The sequence below is a fragment of the Kitasatospora sp. CB01950 genome (genome assembly GCF_001905465.1).
Lineage (GTDB): Bacteria > Actinomycetota > Actinomycetes > Streptomycetales > Streptomycetaceae > Kitasatospora.
Genome location: NZ_LISX01000006.1, coordinates 131,597 through 146,612, shown reverse-complemented (window position 1 = coordinate 146,612; position 15,016 = coordinate 131,597). Strand labels below are relative to the sequence as shown.

General features: G+C 72.9%; 15 protein-coding genes and 1 pseudogene. 7 read left to right on the top strand and 9 right to left on the bottom strand.

The window, feature by feature from the left end:
* Nucleotides 1-154 precede the first annotated feature (154 nt).
* Complete coding sequence (locus AMK19_RS17590) at nucleotides 155-1,180, top strand: alcohol dehydrogenase catalytic domain-containing protein (RefSeq protein ID WP_073812741.1); 1,026 nt, start codon at nucleotides 155-157, stop codon at nucleotides 1,178-1,180.
* A 32-nt stretch (nucleotides 1,181-1,212) separates the two neighbouring features.
* Here the strand turns inward: AMK19_RS17590 and AMK19_RS17585 are convergent, their stop codons facing one another.
* Nucleotides 1,213-1,443: a hypothetical protein gene (locus AMK19_RS17585; RefSeq protein ID WP_073812738.1), complete on the bottom strand. Its 231-nt coding sequence runs from the start codon at nucleotides 1,441-1,443 to the stop codon at nucleotides 1,213-1,215.
* A 158-nt stretch (nucleotides 1,444-1,601) separates the two neighbouring features.
* Here AMK19_RS17585 and AMK19_RS38100 point away from each other — a divergent pair, with 158 nt between their 5' ends.
* Complete coding sequence (locus AMK19_RS38100; protein ID WP_073812735.1) at nucleotides 1,602-1,910, top strand: hypothetical protein; 309 nt, start codon at nucleotides 1,602-1,604, stop codon at nucleotides 1,908-1,910.
* Between the two features lie 74 nt (nucleotides 1,911-1,984).
* Here the strand turns inward: AMK19_RS38100 and AMK19_RS17575 are convergent, their stop codons facing one another.
* A complete protein-coding gene (locus AMK19_RS17575; protein WP_073812732.1) occupies nucleotides 1,985-3,025 on the bottom strand; it encodes an RICIN domain-containing protein in 1,041 nt (346 codons plus the stop codon).
* 344 nt (nucleotides 3,026-3,369) lie between these two features.
* On the opposite strand from AMK19_RS17575, the gene AMK19_RS17570 reads away from it, so the two are divergent.
* Nucleotides 3,370-4,320, top strand: a complete 951-nt coding sequence (locus tag AMK19_RS17570) for an ankyrin repeat domain-containing protein (RefSeq protein WP_073813061.1) — start codon at nucleotides 3,370-3,372, stop codon at nucleotides 4,318-4,320.
* A gap of 339 nt (nucleotides 4,321-4,659) precedes the next feature.
* Here AMK19_RS17570 and AMK19_RS38620 read toward each other — a convergent pair.
* From AMK19_RS38620 to AMK19_RS17555, 3 genes and pseudogenes are all read right to left on the bottom strand, one after another.
* Nucleotides 4,660-5,148 (bottom strand): annotated as a pseudogene (locus tag AMK19_RS38620) (IS110 family transposase); the annotation flags it as partial.
* Nucleotides 5,149-5,619: 471 nt separating this feature from the next.
* Nucleotides 5,620-6,132, bottom strand: a complete 513-nt coding sequence (locus tag AMK19_RS17560; RefSeq protein ID WP_198953358.1) for a tetratricopeptide repeat protein — start codon at nucleotides 6,130-6,132, stop codon at nucleotides 5,620-5,622.
* 152 nt (nucleotides 6,133-6,284) lie between these two features.
* Complete coding sequence (locus AMK19_RS17555; protein ID WP_073812730.1) at nucleotides 6,285-6,617, bottom strand: hypothetical protein; 333 nt, start codon at nucleotides 6,615-6,617, stop codon at nucleotides 6,285-6,287.
* Between the two features lie 212 nt (nucleotides 6,618-6,829).
* On the opposite strand from AMK19_RS17555, the gene AMK19_RS17550 reads away from it, so the two are divergent.
* The 4 genes from AMK19_RS17550 to AMK19_RS17535 all read left to right on the top strand — a co-directional run bounded on the left by AMK19_RS17550 (nucleotide 6,830) and on the right by AMK19_RS17535 (nucleotide 11,266).
* Nucleotides 6,830-8,029, top strand: a complete 1,200-nt coding sequence (locus AMK19_RS17550; RefSeq protein WP_073812728.1) for an NAD(P)/FAD-dependent oxidoreductase — start codon at nucleotides 6,830-6,832, stop codon at nucleotides 8,027-8,029.
* Nucleotides 8,030-8,093: 64 nt separating this feature from the next.
* Nucleotides 8,094-9,518 carry an MBL fold metallo-hydrolase gene (locus AMK19_RS17545; protein ID WP_241844451.1) on the top strand — a complete coding sequence of 475 codons (1,425 nt, stop codon included), beginning with the start codon at nucleotides 8,094-8,096 and terminating at the stop codon, nucleotides 9,516-9,518.
* The gene (locus AMK19_RS17540) at nucleotides 9,515-10,294 is read left to right on the top strand and encodes a sulfite exporter TauE/SafE family protein (RefSeq protein ID WP_073812726.1); all 780 of its coding nucleotides are present in this window, start codon (nucleotides 9,515-9,517) and stop codon (nucleotides 10,292-10,294) included. The genes AMK19_RS17545 and AMK19_RS17540 overlap by 4 nt, the downstream gene beginning before the upstream one ends.
* A 192-nt stretch (nucleotides 10,295-10,486) precedes the next feature.
* Entirely contained in the window at nucleotides 10,487-11,266 is a 780-nt protein-coding gene (locus tag AMK19_RS17535) for a GntR family transcriptional regulator (protein WP_073813056.1), read from the top strand.
* A gap of 33 nt (nucleotides 11,267-11,299) precedes the next feature.
* On the opposite strand, the gene AMK19_RS17530 is transcribed toward AMK19_RS17535, so the two are convergent.
* Genes AMK19_RS17530 through AMK19_RS17515 form a run of 4 tightly spaced genes read right to left on the bottom strand, consistent with a single transcriptional unit; the run spans nucleotide 11,300 to nucleotide 14,911 of the window.
* Nucleotides 11,300-11,923 (bottom strand): response regulator, encoded by a 624-nt coding sequence (locus tag AMK19_RS17530; RefSeq protein ID WP_073812725.1) that lies wholly within the window; start codon nucleotides 11,921-11,923, stop codon nucleotides 11,300-11,302.
* Nucleotides 11,920-13,206 carry a sensor histidine kinase gene (locus AMK19_RS38095; RefSeq protein ID WP_083647021.1) on the bottom strand — a complete coding sequence of 429 codons (1,287 nt, stop codon included), beginning with the start codon at nucleotides 13,204-13,206 and terminating at the stop codon, nucleotides 11,920-11,922. The genes AMK19_RS17530 and AMK19_RS38095 overlap by 4 nt, the downstream gene beginning before the upstream one ends.
* Before the next feature lie 14 nt (nucleotides 13,207-13,220).
* Nucleotides 13,221-13,961 (bottom strand): ABC transporter permease, encoded by a 741-nt coding sequence (locus AMK19_RS17520; protein ID WP_073812723.1) that lies wholly within the window; start codon nucleotides 13,959-13,961, stop codon nucleotides 13,221-13,223.
* A gap of 41 nt (nucleotides 13,962-14,002) precedes the next feature.
* Complete coding sequence (locus AMK19_RS17515) at nucleotides 14,003-14,911, bottom strand: ABC transporter ATP-binding protein (RefSeq protein WP_073812721.1); 909 nt, start codon at nucleotides 14,909-14,911, stop codon at nucleotides 14,003-14,005.
* Nucleotides 14,912-15,016: the final 105 nt, after the last annotated feature.

Below are 15,016 nucleotides of genomic sequence, written 5' to 3'. Positions count from 1 at the left end.
GACCGGCCGGGACGCCCCGCAGGCTCGCCCGAACGACGGAATCCGTGGCGGACACGGGGGATCGGGCGGCGGGGGCGCGGTCCGGCGTCGATACTGGAGCGGGCCGCCCGCAGGGGTGCTGGGTGGACGTCAACTTCCGTCAGGAGTACAGGACATGGGCACCTACCGCGTTGTGCAGGCAAGCGTTCCGGACGGACCCCTGGAGGTGGTGGAGCGGGAGGTGCCGGAGCCGGGAGCACGGCAGGTGCGGATCGCGGTGGAGGCGTGCGGGGTGTGCCACAGCGACGCGATGTTCCTGGGCGGCGGGCTGCCTGGGGTGTCGTTCCCGGTCGTGGCCGGTCACGAAATCGCCGGCCGGATCGAGGAGTTGGGGGCGGGTGCGGGCGAGGCCGGCTGGCAGGTCGGCGATCGGGTCGCGGTCGGCTGGTTCGGCGGCAGCTGCGGGCACTGCCGGCCCTGCCGGGAGGGCGACTTCATCGTCTGCCGCTACCTGAAGGTCCCGGGGTGGGCGTACGACGGCGGCTTCGCCGAGAAGACGATCGCGCCTGTCGACGCGCTGGCCCGGATTCCCGACGGGCTGACGGCCGTCGACGCCGGGCCGATGTCCTGCGCGGGCGTGACGGTCTTCAACGGGATGCGGCGCAGCTCCGCCCGGCCCGGCGACCTGGTCGCGGTGCTCGGCCTCGGCGGCCTCGGCCACCTCGGGGTGCAGTTCGCGGCCGCGATGGGCTTCGAGACGGTCGCTATCGCGCGCGGGCAGGAGAAGGCCGCCTTCGCCGAGAAGCTCGGCGCCCACCACTACATCGACAGCACCTCCGACACCCCGGTCGCCGAGGCGCTGCAATCCCTGGGCGGCGCAAGGGTCGTGCTGGCGACGGCCGCCAACGCGGACGCCATGACCGCCACCGTGGGGGGCCTGGCCCCGCGCGGCGAACTGGTCGTCGTCGGCGCGGACATCACGCCGCTCGGCATCAACCCCGCCCAACTGCTGATGAACGGCCTGGTCCTGCGCGGACACCCGTCCGGCACCGCGCAGGACGTGCAGGACACCATGGCGTTCGGCGTCCTGCACGGCATCCGCCCGATGGTCGAGACCGTGCCGCTCGACCGCGCGGAGCAGGCCTACCGGCGGATGCTGGACGGCCGGGCGCGGTTCCGGATGGTGCTCACGAACGGGTGACCGGGCGGCCCGGCGTCGGCCGGTGGGCGCTGTCAACTTCCGTGCGGCGTCTGGCGGATGGCGTCGATGACGCGGGTGGCCCAGTCGAGTGGGCGGTCGTGGCCGAGGAGGGCGGAGAGGCGCGCCATCCGGGTGCGGCGTTCGGCGGGGGTGGCGGTGAGGGCTACGGCGAGGCGGGCGGCGAGGTCGTCCGGGGAGTGCGGGTCGGTGAGGACGGCGGCGGGGGCGAACTCCTCGGCCGCGCCTGCGTGGCGGGAGAGCACCAGGACGCCCGGGGCGGCGGAGGACCTGGCGGCCCGGTCGCCCTCACCGTCCAGTACGGCCCCTGCGCACCGCCGGCGACACCGAGACCTCCGGCCGCTACGGCAACCGCGCCCGAGGAGGCATCCACGCCCTGATCGACGTCGAGACGGCCCTGAGCGTGGCCGAGACCGCCGCCGACCTGCACGAGCACTTCACCGCCGGCGGCGGCGTCTCCGGCCCGGCCGCCCGCCGCGTCCTCCTCCAGGCCGCCACCACCCCCCGCACCGAAGGTCGCCGGATCACCGCCCGCTTCGCCCGCACCTTCCTCGCCCGCGACGGCGCCATCCTCTACGACAACCCCCACGCCCTCCTGCTGTGCCTCTACCGGAGCGACAGCGCGCTGTGCGCCCGCGCCGGCGTGCGGGACGTGCCCGCTCTCGATCGGTGTGTGCCCGGCACCGGTGGCCCGCTGCCGCGACGGCCGTAGCGGGCCGACGGCCCGGTTCGTCGGGGCGGTGCGCCTGGACAGCGGTGCCGGGAAGCGCGCGCCGGAAGCTGCTCTCAACGTGAATCGAGCGTGAGGACGAAGAAGCGGAAGTACTGGCTCTCCGTGTCACTGACGTCGGCCTGGACGATCGCGGCGCCGTCGGAGGTGTCGCCACCGCTGATCTGCAGGGCCTTGCCGGAGTGCTTGGCGATGATACGGAAGAAGGCCTGGTCGGCGGTGGGCTCCAGCCGGAACTTCTGGTGGTCGACGTCGGCCCACTCCCACTGGTCCACCGCGGCGCCGATGTCGGTACTGGCGCCGGAGACGTTCAGGACCTTGCCCGAGTGCTCGATCACGATCCGGACGTAGCCGTCGTTGACCGGACTCACGCGGAAGCGGTACTTGCTGACGTCGCCCCCGACACCGGCGAGGGGCCGCTGGACGAGCGGGGCACCGTTGTCACTGCTGCCGTCGGCCACGCAGACGAACTTCTGGCTGTGCTTGACGAGCATCGGCGCACAGTCGGAGGTGTTCAAGGGGGCCGGGGCCAGCTCGATCTGCTGCTGGTCGGCGTCGGCCCAGTCCCACTGGTCCACCCGGGCGCCGTTGCCGCTGCCGGCACCGGAGACGTTCAGGACCTTGCCCGAGGGCTCGGCAACGAAACGGAAGTAGCCGCCGCCGACCTCCTCCACGCGGAACCGCTGCGGTGCGGCCTGATCCCACTCGCCCAGAACGACCGAGGCGCCGTTGGCTGTGTCGCCGCCGGCTACCTGCAGCGCCTTGCCGCAGTGCCGGACCACCAGGCCCACCGGGTCGGGCACCGTCTCGCGCAGGGCGAACTTCTGCTCGTCGGTATCGGCCCAGGACTGCTGGCAGACACCGGTGCCGTCGGCGGTCGCGCCACCGCTGACGGCCAGGTACTTCCCGCTGTGCTTGGCCATCAGGCGGTAGTTGCCGTCGGGCAGCTTCTCCAGCCGGAACCGCTGCTGATCGACACCGACCCAGTCCCATTGCACGAGGAGTGCCCCCTCGGCGGTGGAGGCGTCCTGAACGGCCAGGGGCGGCAGCTTGACCCGCTCTGCCGTCTCAACACGCTGACTTGACAGACATCCCATGAGCTGGAGAGTCAAACGGCGAGTACGTGGGCCCTGTGGTCGGCGAGCGGGGGCAGCCGGTTGGAGAGCGGGCCGTACGGGAGGGCGGAGAGGCGGTCGTCCTGGACTCCGGACGGTGTTCGGCCGGGTTCATCGCCTTCGTGGCGCCCGGCCGCCGCCCGGCTGGCGTGGCTTGCAAGGGCCCACACGGCGACTGTCCGGCGCTCCTGACGTCGCAGCAGGCACCTGGTCGACCGGCTCGGCGCGGACCGGATCGGCTTCGGAACGACGGCTGTCGGACCCGCATGCGACTGTGTGTGGAGGGGCCGACGCCCGCGCTGGTGCGCAGAGGACGGAGAGGCACGATGACGGGCTGGGCCGGTGTGACCTGGGAAAGCTGGCGAGACCATGGCGACATCCGCGCGCGGCTCAATGCGGGCGCTGACCCGGATGCGTGGGGCGGGGGGCGCCCCCTGCACCGGGCGGCAGGGTTCGGCTCTCCCGAGGTGGTGGCCGAACTGGCGGGCCGTGTCTCGAACGTGGACGCGCTGGAGTGCGGGACGACGGCGCTGTGGGGGGCCGTCCTGGAGGACCAACCGGACAATGCCCGGGCCCTCGTGGCCGCCGGTGCCGATCCCTGGCAGCCCCAGCTTGGCGGCTGGTCGCCGGGCCGCCTCGCCATGGCCGGGCCGGTCCCCGACCTCTTCCCTGTCCCCGACGAAGAACCCGGCCTGACGGCAGCCGAGCAGGCCACCGTCCAGCGCGGTCGGCAACTCGTCGAGGCCCTGGGCCGCTTCCGTTACGAGGGCACCGGCATCGCTTGCATCGCCGGGATCGACGCAGCCGAGGCGATCCGCCGCCTGGACGCGACGTCGGCGGACGAGGAGTTCATGGCGGACTTCCTCGACGACCCGCACGAGTACGACATGGACGAGAGCCTGCTCATCGTCGGCGTCACGACCGTTCCTGGCGGATGCATCGTCACCCAGCCCTGGGGCTATACCCCGTCCACCTTGGGTGCGATGACCCGCCTGACCACCGGTACGTTCGGCTACGGCCTCTACGCCAACCCCAAGAGCGGCAACCAGGGCAGCATCGTCCGCAACAGCACCGTAGAAGGATGGGACCTCCACCCCGGCGGTGGCCCCCTCCCCGACGACACCCCTGAGGAGGTCCTGGCCAGCTATCTCTACCGCCATCACGCCGTCGCCTACGCCTGCGCCTTCGCGGGCCTCCGACCCACCAGCGCCCGCGCCGTCACCGGCCCCGCCGACACCTGGGTCCGGCTGCCCAACCTCGACTACTGGGAGCACTGACCTAGCGTCGGGGTGTCGGCCGAAGTAGTCCTCGACCTGCCTGTGCAGGAAGTTAACCTGCTCGTTCAATGTGACCAGCAGCGCGACAAGAGCGCGTACCGAGTCGGCGTAGGCCGCGGTCACAGCGGCGGGCTGGCCCAGGTGCTTGGCGCGCAGTATGGCCTGGATTTTGGTGGCCTTGTCGGCGATGTTGCGCCGGCGGGCGCGCTTGAGGGCCGCGCTGATCTGTGTGGTCGTCAGCTTTGCTGCGGCTGCTGGATCAGGCGCCTTAGCCAGCAGCTCCAGGACGTCGGAGGCGTCTAGGTCCTCGAACGCCTCCAGGGCGGCGGGGAAGTAGTCGAGCAGGGCGTGCCGCAGCCGCTGCGTGGTGCGGGTCCGTTCCCAGATCAGGGTCTTGTGGATGCGCGTCACCACCTTGACTGCTTCGGTACCGGCGGTGTCCCCGGAGACCGGACGGAGCTGATGGGAGTCGGTGCGCACCATGTCGGCGAGCATGTGCGCGTCGGCCGCATCGCGCTTGGCCCCTGACACAGCCAGACGCTCCCGATATCGGGAGGCCTGCAGCGGGTTGACCGCGTACACCGTGTAGCCGGCGGCGATCAGAGCCTGCACCCACGGACCCCGATCGGTCTCGATCCCGATCACCACCTCGGCCTTGCTGTCCTCGCCGAGCTCGGCACCGATCATCGCGTGCAACCGCTCGATTCCTGCCACGCCCTCCGGCAGCCGAGCCTTGGACAGCCGGCGGCCCGTGGCGTCCATCAGCTCGACGTCGTGGTGGTCCTGGGCCCAGTCGTCCCCAACGAACAGCAACTCGTCCTCCGTCATAGACGTCGATCGGCAGCAGCCCGCAGCAGAACCATCAGCGACCTAATAAGGCTGTGCTCACGCCGCAACCGGGCGGGCACGACATCCCATCAGCGATTTCGCTCCTGGCCGACCGGCAGGGGCACGATCTGTCAACAGGACTCGGTGTCCAGGGAAAAGAGGGTGCTCACTTGTTGGCGGCTACCAGGCACCGAGTCTGCCGGACGGAGCCTCGGTAGGTCTTATTAGGGAGGAGCAGGGTGCCGTCCAGATCCGTGACCAGAATCCTCGACATCCGACGGACGCCAACACGACGACCCGATGTGGCGAAGAGGACACCCCCCGGCCGCCCGGAGGGCCGAGCTCGTACCCGGGCCGCTGTGGCATGCGGTTTGTGCCGGGGCTCCTCGAGGCGGCTGGTGTCGGCGTACGGGTCGCCGTGCACCGCCGCCAAGGCCCTCCTGCGTCGGCCTTGTGCAGGGCAGGTGCTTCCTAGGCGGGGCGGCCGTCGGCGAGCCACTGTGCGAGGCCCCGCAGTCCGACCGTCCACCGTCCGAGGTCGGTGACCTCGGCGTGCCCGGTGACGACGGTGAGCAACTCGGCCACCGCCTCGTCCGGCCGCTGGGCGTCGTTGAGGGTCAGGGCGCGGAAGACGCGTACGGAGTCCGAATCGGGGAACTCCCTGCGGGCACGGTCGAGCACCGCCAGTGACTCGTCCAGCTCGCCCAACCACCGCAGGGTGCTGGCGTACTGGCACAGGCACCGGCGCAGGACGTCACCGTCGAGATCCAGGGCGAGCGCCCGCTCGTAGTAGCTGCGGGCGGTCTCCTCCTGGCCCGCGGTGTCGTAGGCGCCACCCACCTCGTACATGAGGACCGGGTGACCAGGGTGTTCGGCAAGCAGGGCCTGGAAGTAGGCGATTGTCGGCGCCATGTTCGCCCGGTCCCGCCGGTCGTAGCCACGCCGGATCGCCTCGGCCAGTTCGGGCGTCACGTCGGTCGTCACTGCTGCGCCTCCATGCGGACAGGTCCGAAGATCGGCTCACCATAGTGCAGCCTCGTCCGCCGGCGCCCCTTCTCTTTCTGGGGTCGGCGTCGGCAGGCGTGCAGCGCGCAGCGTGCGGCCCCGGAAGGTGGTGGCGGCCCGGTCGGGCGTGGTCAGGGGGTGCGGGCGAGCCGGTCGGCGAGGTCGGCTGCGGGGAACGGGTGGTGGCGGAAGGTCTGCTCGTCCAGGCCCTTCGTTCGGGCCGCCGCCAGGACGTCGGTGCTGAACAGGTCGGTGTCGAAGTCCACGCTCCGGACGGCGGTGCGGCCGAGTCGGCAGAGCGCCATGGCGAGGGTGTGCGCGCCGCCGGGTACGAACGCGAAGCCGTCCGCGAAGACCTCGCCGCCCGGTGCGACCGGTCGGGGGAGTGCGGGGAACACCAGATTCGCGAAGTAGGGCCCTGCGGCCAGGACTTCGCAGCCGTGCGAGACGCCGTCGGTCTCCATCGGGGAGCATACGGCGGCGCGGCGCGGCCGGGCGGCATTGATCGGGCCCTCCTCGCCCGGCCGCCGCCGCCGGTGGGCCGGTCCTGCGGGTCTGCGCCTCGTGCCTCAGAGGCAAATGTACGGACAAATGCGGCGGGATTCCCCGGGCGGTCTTGCGGTCGGTCGCGGCCCCGCCCTACTTTAATGTCCGTACATTTCCCGAGGGAGGGCCGTTGACAAGCAAGCATCATCGGATCGTGATCATCGGCGGCGGGACCGCCGGTATCTCGGTCGCTGCCCGGCTCCGACGGGCCGGCGAGAAGGACCTCGCGGTGCTCGATCCGAGCGACCGTCACTACTACCAGCCGCTGTGGACGTTGGTCGGCGGCGGACGGGCGCCGCTCGCGGAGAGCATCCGGCCGCAGGCGTCCGTCATGCCGAAGGGCGTGCAGTGGATTCGCCGGGCCGCGGTCGCCGTCGACCCCGAGGCGCAGGAGGTGACGCTGGACGACGGCGGCACGGTTTCCTACGAGCACCTCGTGGTCTGCCCCGGCATCCAGCTGGACTGGGACCGGGTGCCGGGCCTGGAGGCGGGGCTCGGCAAGGATGGCCTGTCCAGCAACTACCTGCCGCAGTACGCTCCGGCGACCTGGCGCTTCATCCGCGAAACCCGTTCGGGCAGCGCGGTGTTCAGCATGCCGACCGGCGCCATAAAGTGCGGCGGCGCCCCGCAGAAGATCGCCTACCTGGCCGCCGACCACTGGCGCAGGGAAGGCGTGCTCGGCAAGATCGACGTCCACCTGGTGATCCCCGGCGCCGCCATCTTCGGCGTCCCGGAGTTCGCCCGGGTGCTCGACGAGGTGGTGCGCCGCTACGGCATCAAGGTCCACTACGGGAGCGAGGTCACCGAGGTGCGCCCGGGCGCCCGCGAGGTGGTGGTCACCGACCTCGGGACCGGCGGCACGACGACCCTGCCGTACGACGTCGCCCACGTGGTGCCGCCGCAGAGCGCCCCGGACTGGGTCAAGCGCAGTCCGCTGGCCGGTACCGACGACCCGGCCGGCTACGTCGAGATCGACAAGCACACCATGCGGCACGTCCGGCACCCGAACGTGTGGGCGCTCGGCGACGCCGGATCGTCGCCGAACTCCAAGACCGGCGCCGCCGTGCGCAAGCAGGCACCCGTGCTGGTGGAGAACCTGCTCGCCACCATGAACGGCCGGGAGCCGACGGCCTCCTACGACGGCTACGCCTCCTGCCCGCTGACCACCGCGCGCAACAAGATGCTGCTCGCCGAGTTCGACTACAGCGGTCGGCCCGCCCCGTCGATCCCGCTGATCAACACCTTCCGCGAGCGCACCGACATGTGGCACCTCAAGCGGCGCGGCCTGCCGTTCCTCTACTGGAACCTCATGCTCCGCGGGCTCGCCTGACCCTCCGGTCGCACCCGAGCTCCCACCCTCCCGCCCCGTCCAACTCCCTTTTCAGGAGCCCCAGATGACGACGCCCGACCGCTCGCTGGTCTTCGTGCAGTTCTACCTCGACTGCCTCTCCCACGCCTCCTACCTGGTCGGCGACCGCACCACCGGCCGGGCCGTCGTGGTCGACCCCCAGCGCGACGTCCAGGACTACCTCGACACCGCCGCGCAGCACGGTCTGACCATCGAGCGGGTCATCGAGACCCACATCCACGCCGACTTCCTCTCCGGCCACCTGGAGCTGGCCGAGCGCGCCGGCGCGCGCATCTCCTACGGCTCCGTCGCCGCGCTCGACTTCGACACCGACCCGCTGGCAGACGGCGAGCGCCTCGGCCTCGGCGAGGTCGAGCTGGAGATCCTGCACACCCCGGGCCACACCCCGGAGTCGATCTGTGTCGTGGTGCGCGAACACCCGGACGACGCCGTCCCGTACGGCGTGCTCACCGGCGACACGCTGTTCATCGGCGACGTCGGCCGCCCCGACCTGCTCAGCTCGCGCGGCCGGTCGGCCGAGGAGATGGGCCGCCTGCTGTACCGCTCCACCCGCGCCCTGCTCACCCTCCCCGACGACACCCGGGTCTACCCGGCGCACGGAGCGGGCTCGGCCTGCGGCAAGAACCTGTCCGCCGAGCTGAGCTGCACGATCGGCAACCAGCGGCGCGGCAACTACGCGCTGGCCGACATGACCGAGGACGAGTTCGTCGCCGTGGTGGCCGCCGGTCAGCCCGCCGTGCCCGCCTACTTCGCGTTCACCTCGGTGCGCAACCGCGAGGCCCGTCCGGTGCTGGACGAGGGCTCCGCGGTGCCGGCGCTCACCCCGGAGGCGTTCCTGGCGGCGCGGGCGGGCGGCGCCACCGTGCTGGACACCCGCGACCCGGAGGCGTTCGCCGCCGCCCACCTGCACGGCGCGGTCAACATACCGCTGGGCGGCCGCTTCGCCGAGCTCGCCGGCCAGGTGCTCGACGCCCAGGACACCCTGGTGCTGTGCGGCGACCCGGCCACCGCCGCCGAGGCCCGGACCCGGCTGGCCCGGATCGGCTTCGACCGCGTCCTCGGCGCCCTGGCCGCCCCGGTGGACGCCGTCGGCGCCGAGTACCTCGCCGCCGCGACCCGGGTCGAGGCCGACGCCCTCGCCGGTGAACTGGCGGGCGCCGGAGCCGAGTTCGAGCTGCTGGACGTCCGCGGACCGGGCGAGGTGCGGGACGCCGGCACCATCCCCGGCGCCCGGCTGATCCCGCTGCCCGAACTGCTCGCCCGGCTGGGCGAACTGCCGACCGGACGGCCGCTGACCGTGATCTGCGCGAGCGGCAACCGCTCCTCGGTGGCCGCCTCCGTGCTGCGCGCCCGCGGCTTCGACACCACCGACCTGCGCGGCGGGTTCGGCGCCTGGCAGGGCGAGGTCGTCCGGCCCGCCGACACCGCCCCGGACGGCGTCACGGCGTGAGCGTCCTGATCACCGCTCTGCTCTGCGGAGCCGTGGTCGGCGTGGCGCTGGGCGCGCTGGGCGGCGGCGGGGGCGTGCTGGCGGTGCCGGCGCTGGTGTACCTGCTGGGCGTCGAGCCCGCCCAGGCCGGGACCACCAGCCTGGTCATCGTCACCGCCACCACCGTCACCGCGCTCTTCCGCCACGCCGGCACCGGCAACGTCAAATGGCGGACCGGCGCGCTGTTCGCCGCGGCCGGCGTGCTCCCCGCCATCGGGACGTCGGTGCTCGCGCACCGCATCCCGCAGTCGGTGCTGACCGCGGCGTTCGCCGCCCTGGCCGCCCTCGCCGCCGCCGCGATGCTGCGCGGCACCCGCACCACGACGCGCGCCCCGGCCGAGGACGACGGCCCCGCCGGGCCGGCCCGACGCGGCCGCCTCGGCACGGTCGCGGCCGGCGCCGGGCTGGGCGCGGTGACCGGACTGCTGGGCGTCGGCGGCGGCTTCCTCGCGGTGCCCGCGTTGGTCTCGGTGCTCCGGCTGCCGATGCGCAAGGCCGTCGGCACCAGCCTGGTGGTCATCCTGATCAACTCGGTGGTCTCCCTCACCACCCGCCTGGCGGTCTCCGGCATCTCCCTCGACCTGGCCGTCTTCGGGCCGTTCGTGGGCGCCGCCGTGCTCGGCGCCTGGGACGGCAGGCGACTGGCGTCCAAGCTGTCCGGCGCCGCACTGCAGCGGGCCTTCGCCGCAGTCCTGCTCGGCGTGGCCTCCTTCATGCTGATCGGCGTGCTCGCCTGACCGCCCTGGCCTGACCGCCCTGGCCCGACCGCCCCCGTCACCGGCCCCGCCCGACCGCCCCCGTCACCGCCGCACCGTCGGACGCCCGCCGCACCCGGCGGGCGTCCGATTTTGTGCAGCCCCCGCCCAGGTACGAACATTCAGTTCGTGTCCCGCTCCACCCATCCGAACCCTGACCTCCAGGACGGCGCCGTGACCACCGACCCCGGCCCCAGGCCGATCACCCGATCCGCGGGCAGCCCGCTCTGGGCGCAGCTGCGCGCCGACCTGCTGCGCCGGCTCGACGAGGGCGAGTTCCGCGACGTCTTCCCCGGCGAGCACGACCTGGGCGCCGAGTACGGGGTCAGCCGGCACACCGTCCGCGAGGCGCTGCGGGGGCTCCGCGAGGAGGGCGTGGTCAGCGCGCAGCGCGGCAGGGCGTCCAGGTTCACCGCGAGCCGCCCGCTGGAGCAGGACGTCGGCGAGGGGTACAGCCTGTTCCGCTCGGTGGAGGAGGTCGGTGCCGTCCAGCGCAGCGTGGTGCGCGCGCTCGACCGGCGCGCCGACGGCGTCATCGCCGCGCGGCTGGGGCTGGAGGAGTCCACGCCGCTGCTCTACCTGGAGCGCATCCGGCTGGCCGACGAGGAGCCGCTGGCCGTCGACCGGATCTGGCTGCCCTGGGACGTCGCCCACCCGCTGCTGGACGTGGACTTCACCCACACCGCGCTCTACGACGAACTCGAACGCCACTGCGGCAGCCGGATCTGCGGCGGCTGGGAGCGGATCCGGGCCGTCGTCCCCGGCCGGGGCGAGCGCATCCTGCTGGACTGCCCGGAGACCACCGCGCTGCTCGCGATCGACCGGCTCGGCCGGGACGACGGGGGGCGGCTGATCGAGTGGCGGCAGACCCTGGTCCGCGCGGACCGCTTCGCCGTCTCGGCCGCGTTCTCCGCGCACGACTACCGGATGGGCGCGGCGGTCCAGATGTCCTGAACGCGGGCCGCAACCGACCGGGGGCGGCCGCCGTCAGGGCGTCAGGTAGCCGTGGGAGAAGCCGGCGGCGACGGCGGAGGCGCGGTCGGTGGCGTTGAGCTTGGCGTAGAGGTGCAGCAGGTGGGTCTTGACGGTGGCTTCGCTGATGAACAGCTGCCGGGCGGCCTCGCGGTTGGTGGTGCCCTTGGCGATCAGTTCGAGGACTTCGAGTTCGCGGGCGGAGAGCAGGGCGGGCGCGGGGCGGCGGACCTGGCCGATGAGCAGGGCGGTGATGGCGGGGGACAGCACCGGCCGGCCCTCGGCGGCGGCTTCGACGGCGTGGAAGAGCTCGTCCCTGGGGGTGTCCTTCAGCAGGTAGCCGGTGGCCCCGGCCTCGATGGCGGGGACGACGTCGCCGTCGGTGTCGTAGGTGGTGAGCACCAGGACGCGGGTGGAAAGGCCGAGACGGGCGAGTTCCCTGATGGCGGTGACGCCGTCGGTGCCGGGCATCCGCAGGTCCATCAGGACGACGTCGGGTCGCAGCCGCTGCGCGGCGGCGACGGCGGCCGCGCCGTCTGCGGCCTCGCCGAGCACCTCGAAGCGCGGGTCGGCGCCGAACATGCCGCGCAGTCCGTCCCGGACGACGGGGTGGTCGTCGACGATCAGCAGCGTGATCACCTGGTGCCTCCTGCGGGGATCGCCGGGACGGTGGCGGAGATCGCCGTTCCGCCGCCCGGCTCCGATTCGACGACGAGCTGTCCGGTGAGGCGCTGGACGCGGCGGCGCATCGCGGCGAGCCCGAAACCGCCGTCGGCGGACATGACCGGGCGGGCGGCGGCGGGGTCGAAGCCCGCGCCGTCGTCGCGGACGTCGAGGGTGACCACGTCCTCCATGTAGGAGAGGGTGAGGCCGACCCGGGTGGCGCGGGCGTGCTTGGCCACGTTGGCGAGGGCTTCCTGGGCGGTGCGCAGCAGGGCGGCTTCGACCTCGGCGTGCATCGGGCGGGCGTCGCCGGTGGTGGTCAGGCGGGCGTCGACGTGCTGGAGTTCGGACCACCGCCTGGTCACCTCGCCGATGGCGTCGGGGAGTCGGGCCTCGGCCAGGGCGGTGGGCTGCACGGCGTGGACGGTGCGGCGGGCCTCGACGAGGCTCTCGCGGGCCAGGCCGGTGGCGTTGGCCAGGTGCCGGCGCAGCGCGGCGGGCGCGTCCAGGGTCTGTTCGGCGGCCTGGAGTTGGGTGAGGATGCCGGCCAGGCCCTGGGCGAGGGTGTCGTGGATCTCCCGGGCCATCCGCTGCCGTTCGTCCTGGACGCCGGCCTCGCGGGCCAGCGTCAGCAGGCGGGCGTGCAGGCCGGCGTTCTCCACCAGCGCGGCCTCCAGCCTGGCGTTGGCCTCGTGCAGGCGGGCGAGCGCCCGTTTCTGCTCGGTGTTGCGGCGGTCGGCCGTCCCGACGAAGTGGAACAGCACGCCGGCGAGCACCGCGGAGATCAGGCCGATGCCCGCCCAGGCCCACCACATGCGGGCGGCGTCGATGCCGGACACGCCGCCCATGAACGCCGCCGCCGAGATCGCCGCGGTGGCGGCGGCGCCGGCGTAGCGCGGGCGGCCGGTCAGGTGCTGGAACGCCTGCGGGTAGCCGGCGAAGGCGAACAGGCCGTACCAGGGGGCGACGGCGACCAGCCCGGCGGCCAGCAGCATCAGCCCGGCGTAGTACCCGCAGCGGACCCCGGCCGGCCGGCGACGTGTTGGGCGGAGCGCGTGGAAGCCGAGCATCCAGAGCGCGGCGGCGACCGAGAGCCCCAGGACCAGCGGGAAGGGCATCGGGACGTCGCGCAGCCACTGCAGCACGGCGATCGCGGTGCTGAGGGCCAGCAGGACGAACGGCAGCAGCCGGACGGCGGCCGTCCCGGTCTGCTCCCGGCGGTCGGATGCGGTGCGCAGCGCGGTCACGATGCCGGTCACGATGCCCAACCCCCCTACTCCCAACGGAAGTACCGGGCAGCGAGCCCACCGGCCACGGTCGTCCACGCCAGCAGGGCGAGCAGGTGGATCGGGTGCGGCCAGTGCCCGGCGGTGGCGTCCTGCAAGGATTGCACGCCTGCGCCGAGGGGCGTCAAATCGCTGATCGTCAGCAGGACTCCGTTCATCCTGGCCCGGGGCAGCCACAGGCCGGCGAAGAACATCAGCGGGAAGAACAGCAGCGACCCGACCGCCGCGGCGCTGCGGCCGTTCGGGGCGAGCGCGGCGACCAGCAGGCCGAGCGCGAACATCGAGGCCGCGACCAGCAGGTGGCAGAGCAGGAACGCCGGGAGCAGGCGCGGCAGGTGGACGTCGAACGCCAGCCGGCCGACGACCAGCAGGACGAGGAGGGTGGCCAGGGACAGTGCGGTGGCCATCAGCAGCTGGGCGCCGAGCAGCACGCGCGGCCCGACGGGGGTGGTCCGCAGGCGGCGCAGCACGCCCTTCTCCCGGTAGCCGGCCAGGAGTTGGGTCAGGCCGCTGAGCGCGAACAGGGCGATGCCCATCGCGACCACGATCGGCAGGTAGAAAACGATCGGCCGGACGCCGCCCAACTCCGGGTTGGCGGCCCGCATGGAGGGGATCAGGCCGAGCACCGCCAGCAGGATCGGGGCGAAGGCGAGCGCGAAGAACACCACGACGGGTTCGCGCAGGAACAGCCGGGTCTCGGCGACGGTGAGCCGGAACAGCGGTGACACAGGGACTCCTCGGGATTCGGCGGGCTCGGGACTCGGCGGGCTCAGGATTCGGCGGTGCGGCCGGTGAGCGCGACGAACGCGTCCTCCAGCGAGTGCTGTTCGACCCGCAGGTCGAGGGCGGCGATCCGGCGGGCGGTGAGCACCGTGGTGACGGCGAGCAGGAGTTCGCCGTCGCCCGTCACCACCAGCTGTTCGCCGACCCGTTCGACGGATTCGACCTCGGGCAGCGCGGCCAGCTCCGCCACGTCGAGCGGGGCGGACGGCCGGAACCGGATCCGCTGTGCGGACCGGATGCGGGAGACCAGGCCGTCCGGGGTGTCGATCGCGACGACGCGGCCGGTGTCGATGACTGCGAGTCGGTCGCAGAGCCGCTCGGCCTCCTCCATGAAGTGGGTGACCAGCAGGATCGTCACGCCGCGGTCGCGGATCCGCTCGATCAGGCCCCACACGTCGCGGCGGGCCTGCGGGTCGAGGCCGGTGGTGAGTTCGTCGAGCACGGCCACCCGCGGGGTGCCGAGCAGGGCGAGCGCGATCGACAGCCGCTGCTTCTGCCCGCCCGACAGCCGGCGGAACTGCGTGCCGAACCTGTCGGTCAGGCGCAGGATTTCGGCGAGCTCCCGCCAGTCGGCGGGCCGGCGGTAGAACGAGCTGTACAGCTCCAGCGCCTCGCGGACGGTGAGTTTGTCGGGCAGCTCGCTCTGCTGGAGCTGCACGCCGAGCACCTGCGGCAGCTGCCCGCCGTCGTGCTGCGGATCGAGCCCGCACACCCGGACGGTGCCGCCGTCGGGGGCGCGCAGCCCCTCGACGCACTCGACGGTGGTGGTCTTGCCGGCTCCGTTGGGGCCCAGGATGCCGAAGATCTCGCCCGGCTCGACGGCGAAGGAGACGCCGTTCAGCACGGCGCGCCCGGCGTAACGTTTGACGAGGTTCTCCACCTCGATGATTGCCATGGCAGCAGCGTGCCAGCCGGTACCGCGGCGCCGGATCGACCGGTCGGCCAGGCTTGGTGCGGACTGTGGTGGATGCCGCCATCCACCGATCGGTTGATGCGGCGT

Bases quoted from the DNA above. Each gene is read 5' to 3' on its own strand.
- AMK19_RS17590 (WP_073812741.1), top strand. From the start codon at position 155: ATGGGCACCTACCGCGTTGTGCAGGCAAGCGTTCCGGACGGACCCCTG.
- AMK19_RS17575 (WP_073812732.1), bottom strand. From the start codon at position 3,025: ATGGGATGTCTGTCAAGTCAGCGTGTTGAGACGGCAGAGCGGGTCAAG.
- AMK19_RS17570 (WP_073813061.1), top strand. From the start codon at position 3,370: ATGACGGGCTGGGCCGGTGTGACCTGGGAAAGCTGGCGAGACCATGGC.
- AMK19_RS17555 (WP_073812730.1), bottom strand. From the start codon at position 6,617: ATGGAGACCGACGGCGTCTCGCACGGCTGCGAAGTCCTGGCCGCAGGG.
- AMK19_RS17545 (WP_241844451.1), top strand. From the start codon at position 8,094: ATGACGACGCCCGACCGCTCGCTGGTCTTCGTGCAGTTCTACCTCGAC.
- AMK19_RS17515 (WP_073812721.1), bottom strand. From the start codon at position 14,911: ATGGCAATCATCGAGGTGGAGAACCTCGTCAAACGTTACGCCGGGCGC.